This window comes from Corallococcus sp. CA047B (assembly GCF_003612065.1).
Classification (GTDB): Bacteria; Myxococcota; Myxococcia; order Myxococcales; family Myxococcaceae; genus Corallococcus; species Corallococcus praedator.
In genome coordinates this window covers 1-16,538 of sequence record NZ_RAWD01000219.1, presented here as the reverse complement: position 1 = coordinate 16,538, position 16,538 = coordinate 1, and the positions used below count along the sequence as shown (strand labels likewise).

Annotated in this window: 13 protein-coding genes and 1 pseudogene; 8 read left to right on the top strand and 6 right to left on the bottom strand. The window is 70.7% G+C overall.

Annotation, left to right across the window (positions count from 1 at the left end):
• The 5 genes and pseudogenes from D7X74_RS28145 to D7X74_RS28125 form a co-directional block, all read left to right on the top strand.
• Window positions 1-302, top strand: a pseudogene (locus D7X74_RS28145) (SAM-dependent methyltransferase); the annotation flags it as partial.
• A complete protein-coding gene (locus tag D7X74_RS28140; RefSeq protein ID WP_120536090.1) occupies window positions 299-844 on the top strand; it encodes a chemotaxis protein CheW in 546 nt (181 codons plus the stop codon). The pseudogene D7X74_RS28145 and the gene D7X74_RS28140, both read left to right, overlap by 4 nt.
• On the top strand, window positions 834-3,014 hold the full coding sequence (locus D7X74_RS28135; RefSeq protein ID WP_120536089.1) for a hybrid sensor histidine kinase/response regulator: 2,181 nt from the start codon (window positions 834-836) through the stop codon (window positions 3,012-3,014). Before D7X74_RS28140 ends, D7X74_RS28135 begins: the two co-directional genes overlap by 11 nt.
• Window positions 3,011-4,075, top strand: a complete 1,065-nt coding sequence (locus tag D7X74_RS28130) for a chemotaxis protein CheB (RefSeq protein ID WP_120536088.1) — start codon at window positions 3,011-3,013, stop codon at window positions 4,073-4,075. Before D7X74_RS28135 ends, D7X74_RS28130 begins: the two co-directional genes overlap by 4 nt.
• A gap of 103 nt (window positions 4,076-4,178) precedes the next feature.
• Complete coding sequence (locus D7X74_RS28125; protein ID WP_120536087.1) at window positions 4,179-5,795, top strand: methyl-accepting chemotaxis protein; 1,617 nt, start codon at window positions 4,179-4,181, stop codon at window positions 5,793-5,795.
• 89 nt (window positions 5,796-5,884) lie between these two features.
• Here the strand turns inward: D7X74_RS28125 and clpA are convergent, their stop codons facing one another.
• The 4 genes from clpA to D7X74_RS28105 form a co-directional block, all read right to left on the bottom strand.
• The gene (gene clpA / locus D7X74_RS28120) at window positions 5,885-8,173 is read right to left on the bottom strand and encodes an ATP-dependent Clp protease ATP-binding subunit ClpA (protein ID WP_120536086.1); all 2,289 of its coding nucleotides are present in this window, start codon (window positions 8,171-8,173) and stop codon (window positions 5,885-5,887) included.
• A gap of 4 nt (window positions 8,174-8,177) precedes the next feature.
• Window positions 8,178-8,504, bottom strand: coding sequence for an ATP-dependent Clp protease adaptor ClpS (locus D7X74_RS28115; protein WP_014399347.1), 327 nt, complete (start codon window positions 8,502-8,504; stop codon window positions 8,178-8,180).
• A 55-nt stretch (window positions 8,505-8,559) separates the two neighbouring features.
• A complete protein-coding gene (locus tag D7X74_RS28110; protein ID WP_120536085.1) occupies window positions 8,560-9,720 on the bottom strand; it encodes a GNAT family N-acetyltransferase in 1,161 nt (386 codons plus the stop codon).
• A 66-nt stretch (window positions 9,721-9,786) separates the two neighbouring features.
• Window positions 9,787-10,230 (bottom strand): hypothetical protein, encoded by a 444-nt coding sequence (locus tag D7X74_RS28105; RefSeq protein ID WP_120536084.1) that lies wholly within the window; start codon window positions 10,228-10,230, stop codon window positions 9,787-9,789.
• A 197-nt stretch (window positions 10,231-10,427) separates the two neighbouring features.
• On the opposite strand from D7X74_RS28105, the gene D7X74_RS28100 reads away from it, so the two are divergent.
• Genes D7X74_RS28100 through D7X74_RS28090 form a run of 3 tightly spaced genes read left to right on the top strand, consistent with a single transcriptional unit; the run spans window position 10,428 to window position 12,797 of the window.
• Window positions 10,428-10,988, top strand: a complete 561-nt coding sequence (locus D7X74_RS28100; RefSeq protein ID WP_120536083.1) for a NifU family protein — start codon at window positions 10,428-10,430, stop codon at window positions 10,986-10,988.
• A complete protein-coding gene (locus D7X74_RS28095; protein WP_370450812.1) occupies window positions 10,985-11,911 on the top strand; it encodes an SAM-dependent methyltransferase in 927 nt (308 codons plus the stop codon). Before D7X74_RS28100 ends, D7X74_RS28095 begins: the two co-directional genes overlap by 4 nt.
• 46 nt (window positions 11,912-11,957) lie before the next feature.
• The gene (locus D7X74_RS28090) at window positions 11,958-12,797 is read left to right on the top strand and encodes an alpha/beta fold hydrolase (protein ID WP_120536081.1); all 840 of its coding nucleotides are present in this window, start codon (window positions 11,958-11,960) and stop codon (window positions 12,795-12,797) included.
• Between the two features lie 63 nt (window positions 12,798-12,860).
• Here D7X74_RS28090 and D7X74_RS28085 read toward each other — a convergent pair whose 3' ends face one another.
• On the bottom strand, window positions 12,861-15,440 hold the full coding sequence (locus D7X74_RS28085) for a S8 family serine peptidase (protein ID WP_120536080.1): 2,580 nt from the start codon (window positions 15,438-15,440) through the stop codon (window positions 12,861-12,863).
• Between the two features lie 121 nt (window positions 15,441-15,561).
• Complete coding sequence (locus tag D7X74_RS28080) at window positions 15,562-16,449, bottom strand: oxidoreductase (RefSeq protein WP_199732846.1); 888 nt, start codon at window positions 16,447-16,449, stop codon at window positions 15,562-15,564.
• Between the last annotated feature and the right edge of the window lie 89 nt (window positions 16,450-16,538).

Below are 16,538 nucleotides of genomic sequence, written 5' to 3'. Positions count from 1 at the left end.
CTCCCGCGCGGCTGCACCTGCAGGCCCTGGAGCGCATTGAAGAAGGCAACGTGTCCGGAGCGACCGCGGTGCTGGAGCTGCTCGTGAAGCAGGCGCCGGACTACCTGCCGGGCCTCCTGGAGCTGGCGCTGCTGCGCGAGCGCGCCGGGGCCCGGGACGCGGCCTTCCCGTTGATGCGCGCCCTGCGCTCGCGGGCGGGACAACTGCCGCCGGACGAGCTGGTGGATGGACCGGAGGCGCTGCCTGCGCGCTTCTATCTGGCGTCCGCTGACGCCTACCTGAATCTGGGGGCGCTGGAATGAAGGGGACGCCGCGGATGGTGGACGAGGCCCTGGAGGAGGAGACGCGCGATCTGCTCGCGCGCCGGGCCGCGCGCCTGCGCGAGCAGGGCGAGTCGTCCGTGGAGGAGGCGGTCCACTGGATCGCCGAGTTCCCCCTGGGCGAGGAGCGCTACGCGCTGCCCCTGGAGTCGCTGCGCGCCGCGCTGCCGCTGCGCATGGTGACGCCCGTGCCGCTGTCGGAGCCCGCCGTCATCGGCGTGCTGAGATTCCAGGGCCAGGTGCTGTCCGCGCTGAGCCTGGCGTCGCTGCTGGGCGGCCACGGCTGGCGGCAGGACCCGGCCGTGCTGCTGGTGGTGGACCGAGGGGATGGCGAATTGTGCGCGCTGGACTGCGAGGCCATTCCGCGCCCCACCACGCTGTCGCTCGCGTCGGTGGAGGCCGCGAGGGTCCGGGCCGAGGGGCCGGTGATGGAGGTCTTCACCCACGACCGTCAGCTCATCCACCTCATCGATCCGAAGCGCCTCTTCTCCGCGCCGGATGCGGGGGTGCGCCATGGCCGTTGATCCGATGCTGCAGCCCCTGGTGGCCGGGTTCGCCATCGAGGCCCAGGAGGTCATCCAGAAGGTCACCATGGACCTGCTGGAGCTGGAGCGCGAGGGCCTGGAGAACGACGCGCTCGCGAAGATCTACGTCCGGCTGGGCCGGCACCTGCACACGCTGAAGGGCAGCGCCGCGTCGCTGGGCCTCCAGGACCTGGGCGACATCGCCCACAAGCTGGAAGACGCGCTGGCGCCGCTGAAGGCCACCACGCAGAAGATGCCGCGCCCGGTGGTGGACATCCTGCTGCACGGGTTGGACCTGTTCATGCTGCGCGCGCAGGCGCACGCGGATGGCCGGGGAGAATTGCTGCCGGACCCCGCCGCCGCGCTGGCCCAGCTGGTCGCGTCCGCGCCGCCGCCGGAGGCCGCCGCCGCGCTGCCGGGAGGGGCCTTCGCGCAGGTGGTGCCCGTGCCCCAGACGTCCGTGGACACCGGGGCGCAGACCGCGTCGCAGGGCTCCGCGGGCGGGCCGCCGACGCCGGACCATCAGGGCGAGTCCACGGACGCGGGCTGGCGCGTGAGCGCGCGGCAGGTGACGTCCCTGATGCGCGAGGTGGAGCGCCTGCGGGAAGTGCGCCTGCGGGTGGAGGAGCGCAGCCGGGAGCTGGAGCGGGTGTCCACGCTGCTCGCGAAGCAGGGCCTGCTGGCGGAGACGGCGGAGGCGCGCACGCTCTTGTCCGGCACGGGCCGTTCGCTGCGCACCGACGGCGAGGAGACGAGCGACATCGTGGACGCGCTGGAGGACGGCCTCAAGGCCATCACCACGCGCCCCACGCGCACCATCCTGGAGCCCCTGCAGCGCATGGTGCGCGACCTGTCGCGCCAGCTGGGCAAGGAGGCGCGGCTGTCGGTGGTGGGCGCGGAGGTGTCGTTGGACCGGCGCCTCCTGGAGAAGCTCCAGGGCGCGCTCGTGCACCTGCTGCGCAACGCCGTGGACCACGGCCTGGAGATGCCCGCCGAGCGCGAGAAGGCCGGCAAGCACCACGAGGGTGCGCTCACGCTGCGCGTGGAGCAGCAGGGCAACCTGCTCTACCTGGAGGCGAGCGACGACGGGCGCGGCATCGACCTGCAGGCGGTGCGCCGGGTGGCGGAGAAGCGCGGGCTGGTGACGGCGGATGAAATCGTGCGCTTCAACGACAACCAGGTGCGCGACCTCATCTTCAGCGAGGGCTTCAGCACCCGCGCGGACGTGACGGACACCTCCGGGCGCGGCGTGGGCCTGGACGCGGTGCGCGCCACGGTGGAGTCGCTGCAGGGCCGCATCGAGGTGGCCAGCACGCGCGGGCAGGGCACGCGCTTCGTGCTGACGCTGCCGGTGGACCTGGGCAGCTCGCCGGTGCTGATGGTGCGCGCGCTGGAGCAGTTCGTGGGCCTGCCCATGTTGGCGGTGGAGTCCACGCAGCTGGCGCGCGCGGATTCGCTGCGCCTGGGCAAGCGCCGGGCGCACCTGGAGCACCTGGGGCAGCTGCTGCCGGTGGTGGACCTGGGCGCGCGGCTGGGCCTGCGCGCGTCCGCGCCCCCCGCGGAGGGCCAGCCGCTGCTCATCGTCCAGAGCGGTGGCAAGCGCGTGGCGCTGGTGGTGGACGCGGTGGTGGGGGACCGGGACCTGGTCATCCGCCCGCTGCCCTCGGAGGTGCGCGACGTGGCGGCCTGGCAGGGCGCGGCGACGCTCAGCCGCGGCGAGCTGCTGCTCATCCTCCGGCCGGACTGGGTGGTGTCGGATTCGGAGAAGGTGACGGTGTCGGCGGGCAGCCGGCGGGCGCTGGTGGTGGACGACTCGCTCACCGCGCGAGCGCTGCACCGGGCGAGCCTGGAGGCCGGCGGCTTCCAGGTGCACCTGGCGGCCAGCGGGCCCCGGGCGCTGGAGCGGCTGGCCGCGGACACCTACGACGTCGTCATCTGCGACCTGGACATGGAAGAGATGGACGGCACGGAGCTCATCGCGCGGCTGCGCGAGAAGAAGGAGACGCGCACGCTGCCGGTCATCCTGGTGTCCGCGCACGACAGCCCGTCCGCGCGCGAGCGGGGGCTGGAGTCCGGCGCGGATGGCTTCTTGAGCAAGCGCGAATGCGCCGCGGGCCGCCTGCTCGCTGAAGTGCTGGACGTGATGAGCCGCCGAGGGAGCCGCGCTTGAGCACGAAGAAGATTCGCGTGCTCGTGGTGGACGACTCGCCCACCATGGCCAGCACGCTCACCGCCCTGCTCACGGAGGAGCCTCGCATCGAGGTCGTGGGCCGGGCGGCGGATGGCAACCGCGCCGTGCAGCTCGCGCGCCTGCTGCGTCCGGACGTCATCACCATGGACCTGCTGTTGCCCGGCCTGGACGGCCCGGCGGCCATCGGCCACATCATGTCCCAGGCGCCCGCGCGCATCCTGGTCGTGAGCGCCGTGGCGGAGCAGCGGGGCGTGGACCTGGGCTTCCAGGCCATGAGCGCCGGGGCGCTGGAGCTCATCGGCAAGCCCAACGTCACCAACGCGGACGAGCTGCGCAAGTGGGGCCGTGAGCTGGCCCACTCGGTGTGCCTGATGGCGGAGGTGCCCGTCATCTCCCGCCGCCCGCGCGCCGCGCTGCCCCTGCCCATGCCCACCGGGGCGCGGGTGGACGTCTTCGGCCTGGTCGCCTCCACCGGCGGTCCTCCCGCGCTGGCGGAGGTGCTCTCCAAGCTGCCCAAGGACCTGCCGGTGCCGGTGCTCATCGCCCAGCACATCACGGTGGGCTTCACGCAGGGCATGGTGCGCTGGCTGTCGCAGGTGTGCTCGCTCAACGTCACCATGGCGCGCGACGGCGAGCAGCTGGCGCCGGGCCGCGTGTACTTCCCGCTGGATGGCCATGACCTGCTGGTGGACAGCGCGGGGCTGGCCCGGCTGCAGCGCTCCCAGGGCGGGCCGTGCCCCAACGGGGACGTGCTCCTGCACTCGCTGGCGGCGGCGTATGGCCGGCGCTGTGGCGGCGGGGTCCTCACCGGCATGGGCGAGGACGGCGCGCGGGGCCTTCTGGCCATCCGCACCGCCGGGGGCGTCACCTTCGCGCAGGACGAGGCGTCGAGCGTCGTCTACGGCATGCCGCGCGCCGCGCTGGAGCTGAAGGCCACCGACGGCGGGGTGCCCCTGTCGGCGGTGGCGGACCTCATCCTCCAGAGCTGCCAGCGGCCGACGTTCCGGCCCGGCCGTCCCCCGGATGGCGGCCTCCGATGAGTCCTCCGTGCCTGTCGCCAACAAACCGCGCCCCCGTGCGTTGTCCCTGGCGGCTGGCGCCTGGCGGCCGGCCGTCTGAACGCGTTGTCCAGGGAGTGCTCCCGTGACGCCGACCGCTCCGCCCAACATCTCCCTCCTGCGTGGGCTCGGGCTCGCGCCGAAGTTCGTGCTCGTCACGGCGGTCATCAGCGCCACCGTGGCCCTGCTGCTCACCTTCATCGCCACGAAGCAGCTGGAATCCAACCTGGAGGAGCGCCACGTCATTGAAGGTCAGGCCGTGGCGCTGGGCCTGTCCATCGCCGCGGAGCAGGGGATGGCCGCGCGGATGCCGTCGCTCCAGCCCCTGTTGGACCCCTTCATGGGGCGCGACGACCTGGCGTACCTCTTCATCCAGGACGCGGCTGGCAAGGTGCTGGTGCACACCTTCCGGGGCGGCTTTCCGGAAGCGCTGACGGTCGCCACCGAGGCCCCGGCCTCGGTGGGCAAGGACGGCCTGCGCGTCGTCCCCGAGGTGCGCCTGGAGCGCGGCGGCAGGACGCTGGTGGGCGTGGACGTGGCGGCGCCCGTGGCGCAGGGCCGCCTGGGCACCGTGCACGTGGGCATGGCGCGCGAGTACATCGACGCGAAGGTGGCCGTGCTGCGCTGGCGGATGCTGCTGTTCGCGGTGCTCCTGGAGCTGTGCGGCATCGTGGTGGCGGCGCTGTTCGGCCGGAGCATCGTGCGGCCCCTGGCGGAGCTCACGTCCGTGGCGGGCCACATCGTGGAGTCCGGTGACCTCACCCGTCCCATCACGCTGCGGGGCAACGACGAGGTGGGACGGCTGTCCAGGTCCTTCTCGCAGATGGTGGGCAAGCTGCGCGAAGTCACCATCAACCTCCAGCACGCGGCCACCGCGCTCACCCAGTCCACCGACCACCTCAACGCTTCCTCCACGGAGCAGGCGCAGACCATCTCGCGCCAGGCCGCCGCGCTGCAGGAGACGCAGGTGACGGCGCAGGAGATCAAGCAGACCTCCACGCTGGCCGCGCAGAAGGCGGAGAGCGTGCTCAGCGTGGCCGAGCGCGCCGACACCCTGGCCAAGGCGGGCGAGGCCTCCATCGAGCAGACGATGGCGGGCCTCAACGACATCCGCGCGCAGGTGGGGGAGATCGCGGAGAAGATCCTGGAGCTGGGCGAGCGCACCCGTCAGATTGGCGGGATCACCCAGACGGTGAAGGACCTGGCGGACCAGTCCAACATGCTCGCGCTCAACGCGGCCATCGAGGCGGTGCGCTCCGGCGAGCACGGCAAGGGCTTCAGCGTCGTGGCCCGCGAAATCCGCGCGCTGGCGGACCAGTCCATCCAGGCCACCACGCGGGTGCGGGAGCTGCTGGACGACATCGCCAACTCCGTCACCGCCGCGGTGCGCATCACCGAGCGCGGCGCGGAGCGCATGGAGGCGGGCCTGGAGCAGGTGCGCACCAGCGGGCAGAACCTGCGCGAGCTGTCCTCCATCGTCCAGGACAACGCCGCCGCCGTCCGGCAGATCGCCGCCGCCGTGAATCAGCAGAACGTGGGCATCAATCAGATCACCCTCGCGGTGAACGACCTGTCCCGGATGATGGACGACACCGTGGCCCGCATCGGGTCCACCGGTGAGGCGGCCACCACGCTTCAAATCATCTCCGAGCAGCTCTCCAACGCCGTGGGCGCGTACAAGGTCGAAGCGAAGAAGGAGTAGTCGCAAACGCCAACCGCCGGAAACACGAAGGCCCCGAGTTCCCTTCAAGGGGGAGCCCGGGGCCTCGGTGTTTCAGCCGGTCCGCGCGCTCAAGCGGGGACGGCCACGGCGGACTCGGTGACGAGCTTCAGCGCGTCATCCACCACGTCGAAGCGGGCGACGCCGCCGCCCTTGAGGGCGCCGAACAGCAGGGCCTCCGCGAGCTGCTTCTTGAGCGAGCTGTCCACCAGCCGCGCCATGGGGCGCGCGCCGAAGGCCGGGTCGTAGCCGTGCTCCGCCAGCCACGCGCGGGCGGCGGGCGTGAGCTCCAGCTTGACCTTCTTCTCGTCGAGCACCTTCTGGAGCAGGCGCACTTCCTTGTCCACGACCTTGAGGATGACCTCCGGGGGCAGGCCGGAGAACAGGATCCAGCCGTCCAGCCGGTTGCGGAACTCCGGCGTGAAGGTGCGCTCGATGGCCTTCTTCGCCCGCGAGCCGTCCACCACCACGCTGGTGTCACCGAAGCCCATGGCCTTGGTGCTCATCTCCTGCGCGCCCGCGTTCGTGGTCAGGATGAGGATGATGTTGCGGAAGTCCGCCTTGCGACCGTTGTTGTCGGTGAGCGTCGCGTGGTCCATCACCTGGAGCAGGATGTTGAAGAGGTCCGGGTGGGCCTTCTCGATTTCATCCAGCACCAGCACCGCGTACGGGTGCTTGCGCACGGCGTCCGTGAGCAGACCGCCCTGGTCGAAGCCCACGTAGCCCGGGGGCGCGCCGATGAGCCGGCTCACCGTGTGCTTCTCCGAGTACTCGCTCATGTCGAAGCGCAGGAACTCCACGCCCAGGCTCTGCGCCAGCTGCTTGGCCAGCTCCGTCTTGCCCACGCCCGTGGGGCCGGAGAAGAGGAAGCTGCCAATGGGCTTCTCCGGCGCACGCAGGCCGGAGCGCGACAGCTTGATGGCGCTGACCATCTCTTCAATGGCCTTGTCCTGGCCGAAGATGACGCCCTTGAGCTCCTTGTCGAGGTTCTGGATCTGCACGCCCTCGCTGGCGGACACGCTCTTGGCCGGAATCTTCGCCATCTTGGAGACGACCTGCTCCACGTCGTGCGCGCTGACGACGCCCGTGCGCACCCCGTCCGGCTTCAGCCGCTCGGCCGCGCCCGACTCGTCGATGACGTCGATGGCCTTGTCCGGCAGGAACCGGTCGTTGATGTGCTTGGCCGCCAGCTCCGCCGCCGCCTGGAGCGCACCCTCGCCGTACTTCACGTGGTGGTGCTCCTCGTAGCGGCTTCTCAGGCCCTCCAGGACCTTGATGGTGTCCTCCACGCTGGGCTCGTCCACTTCGATCTTCTGGAAGCGGCGGGACAGCGCGCGGTCGCGCTCGAAGGACGCCTTGAACTCCTGGAACGTCGTGGACCCGATGCAGCGCAACCGGCCCGACGCCAGCGCGGGCTTGAGCAGGTTGGACGCGTCCATGGACCCGCCGCTCGTGGCCCCGGCACCGACGATGGTGTGGATCTCGTCGATGAAGAGGATGGCGTCCGGCAGCTCCTGCAACGCCTTGAGCACGCCCTTGAGGCGCTCCTCGAACTGGCCGCGGAACTTGGTGCCCGCCAGCAGCGCGCCCATGTCCAGCGAGTAGACGACCGCGTCCTTCAACGCGGCCGGCACGCGGCCTTCGGTGATGTGGAGCGCCAGGCCCTCCGCGATGGCCGTCTTGCCCACGCCGGCCTCACCCACGTAGAGCGGGTTGTTCTTGCGGCGGCGGCAGAGCACCTGGATGGTGCGCTCCAGCTCCTTGTCGCGGCCGATGAGCGGGTCGATACGGCCCGCCTTCGCCTCCGCGTTGAGCTGCACGGCGTACGCTTCCAGCGGGCTCTTGCGCGAGGACTCGCCGTCGTCGTCATCCCCGGCGGGCGCGCCCTTGCTGTCCGTCGCGCCTTCGGACTCGCCGTCCTTGCTGATGCCGTGGGAGATGAAGTTGAGCAGGTCCAGGCGGGTGACGCCCTCCTGCTGGAGCAGGAAGAGCGCCTGGCTCTCCTCCTCGCGGAACATGGCGACCAGCACGTCGCCCCCGTCGATGTACTTCTGTTCGGCGGACAGGGCGTGCATGGCGGCGCGGTGGAGCACGCGCTCCACGCCGATGGTCTGCTGCGGCTCGGCGTCCACGTCGTCGGGCAGCCGTTCGACCGTCTCCTCCAGGAAGGAGGTCAGGTTCTCCTGCAGGCGCTTGACGTTCGCGCCGCAGGACTTGAGCACCTCGCGGGTGCGCGAGTCACGGGTGAGGGCCAGGAGCAGGTGCTCCAGCGTCAGGTACTCGTGGCGCATCTTCCGCGCCTCGTCGAGCGCGGTGCGGAAGCTGGCCTGCAACTCTTTGGCAATCGATGGTCCTGCCACGGTTTCAGCCTTCCTCGGGTTCCATGGACAGCCGCAGGGGGAACCCGTTGTCCCGCGCCGCGGCCTCCACTGTCTTGAGCTTCGTCTCGGCGACGTCGTAGGTATAAACGCCCGCCACTCCGATGCCGTTGTAATGAACGTGCATCATGATCTGCACGGCATCCGTCTCCGACTTGTGGAAGATCTCCTTGAGCACGGCCACCACGAACTCCCGCGTGGTGTAGTTGTCGTTGTGCAGGAGGACCTTGTAGAGCGTCGGCCTCTTCAGCTTCTGCTTGGGGACGGCCTCCGTGACGACCTGGCCGTCATCATGTTGGTGCTTCTGCGCCATGGGCTTGCGGACTCCCTTGCCTTGCCTTCGCGAACCACGGCGGGCCTCCAGAACTTCAGACCCGCTCCTTGAAACCCGTCTCCGCCCACCAGAGTGGCAGGCCGCTCTCCACGGCCGCCCGCTCGTGCGCCAGGAAGCCGCGCACCGCCCGGTCCATCCCGGGGTGAAGGAAGAGATGCGCACTGTACGTGAGGTGCGGCTCGAATCCCCGGGTGAGCTTGTGCTCTCCCCCGGCCCCTGGCTCGAAGCGCTCCAGCCCCCGCGCGATGCACGCCGCCACCGGTTGGTAGAGGCAGACATTGAAGTGCAGGAACGGGTGCTCCTCGAGCGCTCCCCAATAACGGCCGAACAGCGTGCGCGGCCCGACGAAATTGAACGCGCCCGCCACCCTCCGGCCTTCCCGCCGGGCCTCCACGAACTCACACCGGTGCCGGAAGCGCCCGAGCAGCCGGGCGAAGAAGTCCGGGGTCAGCGAGCGCACACCCCAGGGGTAGCGATCCACCGTGGTGACGTAGAGCCGGTAGGCGCTCGCCGGGTCCAGCTCCTCCAGGGCCTCGCCCCTCAGGGTGCGGAAGGTGATGCCCTGGGCCTCGGGCGCGGCGAGCTCACGCTTGAGCTGGTGCCGCCGCTTGGAGTGGAAGCGGCCAAGGAAGTCGTCGAACGTCCGGTAGCCCGTATTGGTCCACTGGTACTGCACACCCAGGCGCACCGCGTAGCCCTGGGCCTCCAGGACGGGCAGCTCCTCCGGGGTGGGGAAGAGGACGTGGACGCTGGAGAGCCCCTCCGCGCGGGCGTACTCCAGGGCGGCGCTGTACAGCTCCGCCTCGCGCGTGGGCCGGTCCTCGCCGGGGGCCACCAGCACGCGGCGGCCGGTGGCGGGGGTGAAGGGCACGGCGAGCACCAGCTTGGGGTAGTAGCGCAGGCCGGCGCGCTCGGCGGCGGTGGCCCAGGCGGCGTCGAAGACGAACTCGCCGTGGCTGTCGTCCTTCAGGTACGCGGGCGCGGCGGCCACCAGCCGGGAGCCCCTCCAGAGGGTGAGGTGGCGGGGGTGCCAGCCGCGCTCGGGCACCACGGTGCCGCTCTCCTCCAGGGCGGCCAGGAAGGCCCACTCCAGGAAGGGCATGGAGCCTGCGTCCACCAGCGCGTCCCAGGCCGTCTGGGGGACGTCGGTGATGGACGTGAGCAGGCGCAGCGTGGTGGGAAGCGGGGCGGACATGGGTGGAGCGCGAGCGCCAGCCTATAACGTCGGGTGACGCCTGCCGCCACGCCCGCCTGGCAGGGCCTATTTGCCGCGCGTCAGCTCCGTGGCGAGGAAGCCCGCGACCTCCGCGAGCCCGGCGGCCGCGCGCTTGCGTCCCTCGTCGGATTCCATCACCCGGCGCGCCGCGTCGCTGGCCGTGCCCGCCTCCAGGTCCACCATCACCAGGAAGGCGCTCCAGCCGGGCGTCGTCGGCGCGACCTTGCCCGGACGCTGGGGTCGGTCGCCCAGGGTGGCGGCCACCTTCTCCAGCAGGCCGTCCTCGGTGAGACGTTTTGTCTTGCCGAGCATCTGGGTCCACGTGGCCTCCAGCAGGGCCGTCAGCAGGCGTCCGGAGAGCGCGGTGGAGAGGCGCTGGGCGGATTCCTCGGCGTCCAGGCGGTGGGCCTCGGCGTAGGTGGGGCCCAGCTTGGCCACCACCACGGCCCGGGTGGCGAGGTGGGCAAGGCGCGGCGGGAAGGCGGACATGGGGGGAACCTCGCCAGCAGGGCAGGGAAGGGAAGGACGGGACCCGAAAAGTGGGGACCCGGTGTCTTACATCGGAAAGAAGCTCCAGGCCGCATCCGGAGTGAATGGACCACGCGGCGCGTTTGCCTGACAGCCGGACAGGTTGCTATGGGGCCCGGCGCGCCTTAGAGGAAGCAGACTTTCGTCGGGAGAACAGAATGTCCGTGAACATCCAGCTCGAGTGGACCCCCAACCCCAGCACGTTGAAGTACGTGGTGGACCGCAAGCTGCTGGGCGGTGGCGCCGTGAACTTCACCAACCGGGGTGACGCGGAGGCGAAGTCGCCCCTGGCCCTGCGGCTGATGGACATCCAGGGCGTCACCGCGGTGATGCTCGGCACCAACTTCGTCACCGTGACGAAGGGCGACTCCGGTGAGTGGGACGAACTCAACGACTCCGTGATGTCCACGCTGGACACGCACCTCACCGAAGGCCTGCCCGTGGTGGACGAGGCCGCGCTCGCGGCGTCGCGCCAGACGTCGTCGCAGGACGGCTCCGTGGAGCAGCGCATCCAGACCATCCTGGACGAGGAGATCCGCCCGGCGGTGGCCCAGGACGGCGGCGACATCACGTTGGATCGCTTCGAGGAAGGCATCGTCTACCTGCACATGAAGGGTTCGTGCGCGGGCTGCCCGTCGTCCACGGCGACGCTGAAGATGGGCATCGAGGGCCGCCTGCGTGAGGCCATCCCCGAAGTGATGGAAGTGGTGTCCGTCTGAGACGCAACGTCAAGGCGCCGCAGGTCCGCAAGGAGCTGCTTCCGGACCAGTCCCAGGCCCTCCTGCGGGAGCTGCACCTGCTCACGCGCGAGGGGCACCTCAACGCGGACGCGCTGCGCAAGCTCAAGCAGGTCAACCACCTGGTGGGCCTGTTGCGCCCCGCGATGGACGACGTGCAGGCCCGCCACCCGAACCCCGTCGTGGTGGACGCCGGCAGCGGCAACGCCTACCTGGGCTTCGTCGTCTACGAGCTGTTCCTCAAGGACGCGCAGGCCGGGGAGCTGTTGTCCATCGAAGGCCGCCCGGAGCTGACCGAACGGGCGAAGGGCCGCGCGGAGCGGCTGCACTTCGACCGGATGCGCTTCCAGACGGCGCACATCGACGCGGCCCAGTACCCCGAGCGCATCCACGTGCTGATGGCGCTGCACGCCTGCGACACCGCCACGGACGACGCGCTGGTGGCCGCCATCAAGCACGGCGCGGACCACGTGGCGGTGGTGCCGTGCTGTCAGGCGGAGGTGGCCGCGCAGCTGAAGGAGAAGCGCGCGAAGCCCGCCGGCTCCATCTCCCTGCTCTTCCAGCACCCCATGCACCGGCGCGAGTTCGGCTCGCACCTGACCAACGTCATCCGCGCGCTGACGCTGGAGTCGTTCGGCTACCAGGTGACGGTGACGGAGCTGACCGGGTGGGAGCACTCGCTGAAGAACGAGCTGATCCTCGGGCGGCGCGTGCACCGGGACAACCGGCGCGCGAAGCTCCAGCTCCAGGCGCTGCTCGCGGAGACGGGCGTCCAGCCCCGGCTGACGCGCCTGTTGGGCATCACCCCCGCGACGACGGGGGCGGTGCCGGTGGAGTCGTCGGAAGGTCCAGAAGTGGAACCCGTCGTGGAGCCAGGGCCGGAGTCGGGCGAAAGTCAGGCGTGAGGCTTCCCCGCCGTACTTGAGGCGGGAGCTTCTGTCGGGAAGGGGCATGGCCTTGGAGCTGGATGACTGGGGCGGCACGGGACCGCTCCTGCACTTCGCCTGTGCGAACGGTTTTCCCCCGGAGACGTACCGCAAGCTCTTCGCTCGGCTGGCGACGCGCTACCACGTGGTGTCGCTGCGCACGCGCCCCTTGAATCCGGACGAGGATCCGAAGCGGCTCACCAACTGGAGCGAGCTGGGCGACGACCTGGCGCGCGAGCTCAAGGCGCGGGGCCGCTCGGGCGTGCTGGGCGTGGGCCACAGCGTGGGCGGGGCGAGCACGCTGATGGCGTCCGCCGCGAACCCCGGCCTGTTCCGCGCGGTGGTGGCGTTGGATCCGGTGCTCATCACCGGCACGCGCGCGTGGGCGGTGCGCCTGTTGAAGCTGCTGGGCCGCATGGACCGCACCGCCATCGTGCAGGGCGCGCTGCGCAGGCGGGACCGGTGGCCGACGCGCCAGGAGGCCGCCGACGCGTACCGGGAGCGCAAGCTGTTCCGAGACTGGGACGCGGACTGCTTCAACGACTACATCACCCACGGGCTGGTGCCGACGCCGGAGGGCGACTTCAAGCTGCGGATCCCGCGCGAGTGGGAGGCCCGCATCTTCGAGACCTTCCCCGCGGACCCCTGGAAGCTCATCCGCGCCAACGCCGCGCCGACGCTGGTGCTGCGCGGGGAGAAGTCGGACACGCTGCTGCCCGCGGCGCTGGCCCGGGTGGAGCGGGAGCTGCCCCTGGCGAAGTGTGACGTGCTGCCGCTCGCGTCCCACCTGTTCCCGCTGGAGCAGCCGCGTGAGACGGCCGAGCGCGTGCTCGCGTTCCTGGAGCACCTGCCTCCGGAGAAATGAACAACGGGCGGCCCTTCGTGAAGAAGGGGCCGCCCGCCGTGTTGCTGCTGCTTCGCGTGAGGACTACCGCGACAGGGCGATGTCGCCGGGCAGGCCCCACTGCACGCCGCCGAACTGGGCGTTGTACCAGGTGCCCACGGCGGGCCTCCAGACGATGTACTCGTCGGTGCCGTCCAGGTTGGTGTCGCCAAAGCGCGGGATGTCACCGGGCAGGCCCCACTGCGCGGTGGCCGTTCCGCCGCCGTGGATGTTCTTCGTGGTGAAGATGCCGGTGGTGGGGTTCCACACCGCCAGGTTCCACTGGTTGGACGCCTTGTAGGGCACCGGCACGTCGCTCCAACTGCCCAGCGTGTGGACGACGGAGCTGCCGCTGAAGAAGCGGATGATCCACTGGCCGGTGTTCGGCCGGTACACCGTGAGGTCCTCGTAGCCGTCGCCGTCGAAGTCGCGCGCGATGGGCACGTCACCCACCGCGCCCCAGTTGTAGACGGCGTACGTGCCGTTGGCGTAGCGGATGATCCACTGGCCCTCCGCGGTGCCGCCGACGTACGGGGGGCGGTAGACGACGAACTCCGCCTTCTTGTCGCCCGTGAAGTCCAGGGGCACCGGGATGTCGCCCAGCACGCCCCACTGGGTGGCCTGCGTGGTGCCGTCCCACTTGCGCACCAGCCACATGCCGGTGCTCGGACGCCACACGACGAGCTCCGCGCGCGCGTCCCCCGTCACGTCCGCGGGCACCGGGACGTCATCCTGCTGGCCCCACTGGATGGACTGCGTCAGGCCGGTGGAGGAATAGCGGATGTTCCACACGCCGGTGCTCGGCCGCCACACCGCGTAGTCGCTGCGGCCGTCACCGTCGAAGTCCGAGGAGTGCATGGCCGGGTAGCGGTTCTGCATGTGGGAGATCTGCTTGCGCAGGTCCGGGCGCGGTCCAATCTTCCCGCCGGTCGCCTGGGGCGTGCCGTCGCGGCGCAAGAGGTCGCGCATCTCCTTCGGGTGGTAGTAGCCGCCGTAGCGCAGGTACATCGCCCCGGACAGCGCCACCGTGGCGCTGGTGACGATGGGCGACGCGCCGGACGTGCCGGAGAAGGTGGACGTGTAGAAGAGGTTCTCGCCTTCGGCGGAGTACTTGTCGCCGTAGCCGGTGGTGACGATCTTGAAGTCGCCTTCCGCCTGCGTGTCCACGCGGTTGCCGTAGGTGGAGAAGGACGCCTTGTTGCGCGTGAGCTTCTCACCCGCGCCCACGATGATGGCGCCCGAGTCCTTCGTCGCGTCGGTGGTGCTGAAGTAGCCCCCGAAGCCCGCGAGGTCCAGGTTGCAGTTTCCGTTGCCGCCGGCCGCCACGACGATGCGGCCATTGGCGGTGGCCAGCTTCACGGCGTCGCGCACGGCTGGGACGTACTCGGCGGGGACATAGTCCGCGTTGACGACGCCGTCGCCGTTGCAGTCGAAGGTGGAGGCCCCCTGCATCTCCAGCAGGATGACGGCGCCCGCCCAGAACTGGTTGGCCGCCGCGTAGATGGCGGAGGCGCGGTTGTAGCCGGTGGTGGGCCACTCGGTGGACAGGCGCACCTGGGCGCCGTTCACCAGGCCCGTGGTGCCGAAGGCGTTGGTGTCACTGCTGAGCACGCCAATCACGGACGTGCCGTGGTTGCGGTTGCCCAGCACCGCCGCGCTGGCGTGGGGCTGGCCGTTGACGAGCACCGCGCCCGTCAACTGGGTCAGGTCCTGGTGCCAGTAGTTCCACGAGTACTCGGCGTCGGTGTAGCCCCAGCCGTTGCCGTAGGCGTTGTAGAAGTTGCCCCGCAGCCAGTCCGTGTCGATGCCGATGGGCGCCGCCTCGCCGTAGTCCTGGTCCGCCACGTAGCTGACGGCCAGCATGCCGGAGGGGCCGAGCGCGGGCGTGGGCGCGGCCACCGCCGTAGGCGGGGGCGGGGCCTGGTTCAGCAGCGTCCGGGCGCTCTCACCGCGCTCCCAGGACAGCAGGTGCTCCGGCGTGGGCCAGTCCATCCGCGCGTGCTCGCGCCAGTAGGCCTCGAAGGACTCCGCGCTCCGCTCGTCCATGTCCGCGGAGCGCACGGGCAGGGGCGACGGATAGGCCACCTCCACCACGTCCAGCGCGTTGAGCGCGTTGACGACGTCCGCGACCTCCTGGTCCGAACCCGCGTCCACGTACACGTAGAACCAGAGGTTCGGATCCGGCAGCTCCGAACCCGAGCCGCGCTCGCCCTGGGCCCTGAGCAATTCAGCGGTGTCCTCGGTGAAGGGGTGCATCTTCATCGCCGCGTAGCGACGGGCGCCGCGCAGCGTGGCGCGCACCCGGTCCAGCTCCGCGATGGCCGCCGCGCCACGGGCCTGGGTGGCCTCCAGCGCCAGCTCCCCGCCGCGCGAGCGCACGCCGCTGCCCTCGCGGAACTTCACCTCGATGCGGTTGCGGAACGCGGCCTGGAGGTCCGCCGCGCGCACCGTGCGCTTGAGCGACGCGTGCGAGCCGCGCGGCTTGAGCGTCGCGGGGGCCAGCGACGCCGGTCCTCCCTGGGGGTGACCGCCACGGTCCACGTTCACCGCGGCCGCGTTCGTCGCGGCGGTACACGTCATCACGACCAGCGCCAGCTTCAAGGGCTGGGCCTTCGCCTTCTTCATGGGGGTGTGCTCCTGGGGCCGCGCTCCTGCCGAGCCGGCTACTCCCAGGACGCCGTCCCCCGGAGATATTCACGAGATATTGGTTAGGCGGGCATTTCCGGGGTGGTGCTGACGCGGAGCGTCACCCGTACGCCTCGCGCTTGATGCGCTTGTCGGGGATGTCCAGCGCGTGCAGGTGGCCCAGGACGGCCTCCATGAAGCGCGGCGTCGCGGGGGTGCGCGTCTCCAACGCCTTGCGTCGATCCCACGGGGTGATGGCGGGGCCGCACACGTAGACGAGGCAGGTGTCGCGGTCTGGCAAGAGCTCGTGCAGCAGCGCTTCGTTGACGCGGCCCTTGCGCACCTGGGGGCCGTACTTCGTTTCGTCCGTCTCGCGGGTGAGGGTGTGCACCACGCGCACGCGGTCGGGGGCGGCGCGCTCCAGGGCGGCCAGCTCCTCGCGGTAGAGGATGTCGCCCCAGGTCTTGTTGGACGCGAGGAAGGTGTGGCGCAGCTTCAGCCCCCGGTGCAGCGCGTCCTTCACCATGGCGAAGTTGGGCACCGCGCCGGAGCCCGCGACCAGGTGCAGCACGTGGTCCGTCTTCTGCGTCACGTCGTCCGGCAGGACATAGGGGCCCATGAAGCCCGTGACCTTGATGCGCGCGCCGGTGAGGCGGCCGTGCACGAGCAGCGGCGACAGGAGGGGCGGGTAGCGGGTGACGCCGGAGATGAACTCCTCGTCCTTCACCGTGATGGCCACGTGGGGCTCATGCGGCGCGGAGGCGAGCGAGTACGAGCGCGCCGGCTCCTTGCGCCCCTTCTGCTCCTGGAGGTACGCGCACTGGTGGGCAATCGCCGGGAACTGGTGCGGGTCGATGTTGAGGAACTGGCCCGCCTTGTAGTCGAGCGGCCCCGAGCCCAGGTCGAGCAGCAGGGTCGCCGTGTCGTGCGTCTCCATGCGCACGGCGGTGACGGTGGCCTCGTACTCGACGGGCTTCCTGGCGCGAGACGGCGTGGCTTCGACGCTCATGGGGCTTCCCATAACACGCGGGGTGCGGCCCGCGCGGCGGTGGGGGCCACGCCCGCACTCCATTTTTCCTCCCGTCCGGAACAAGGGGG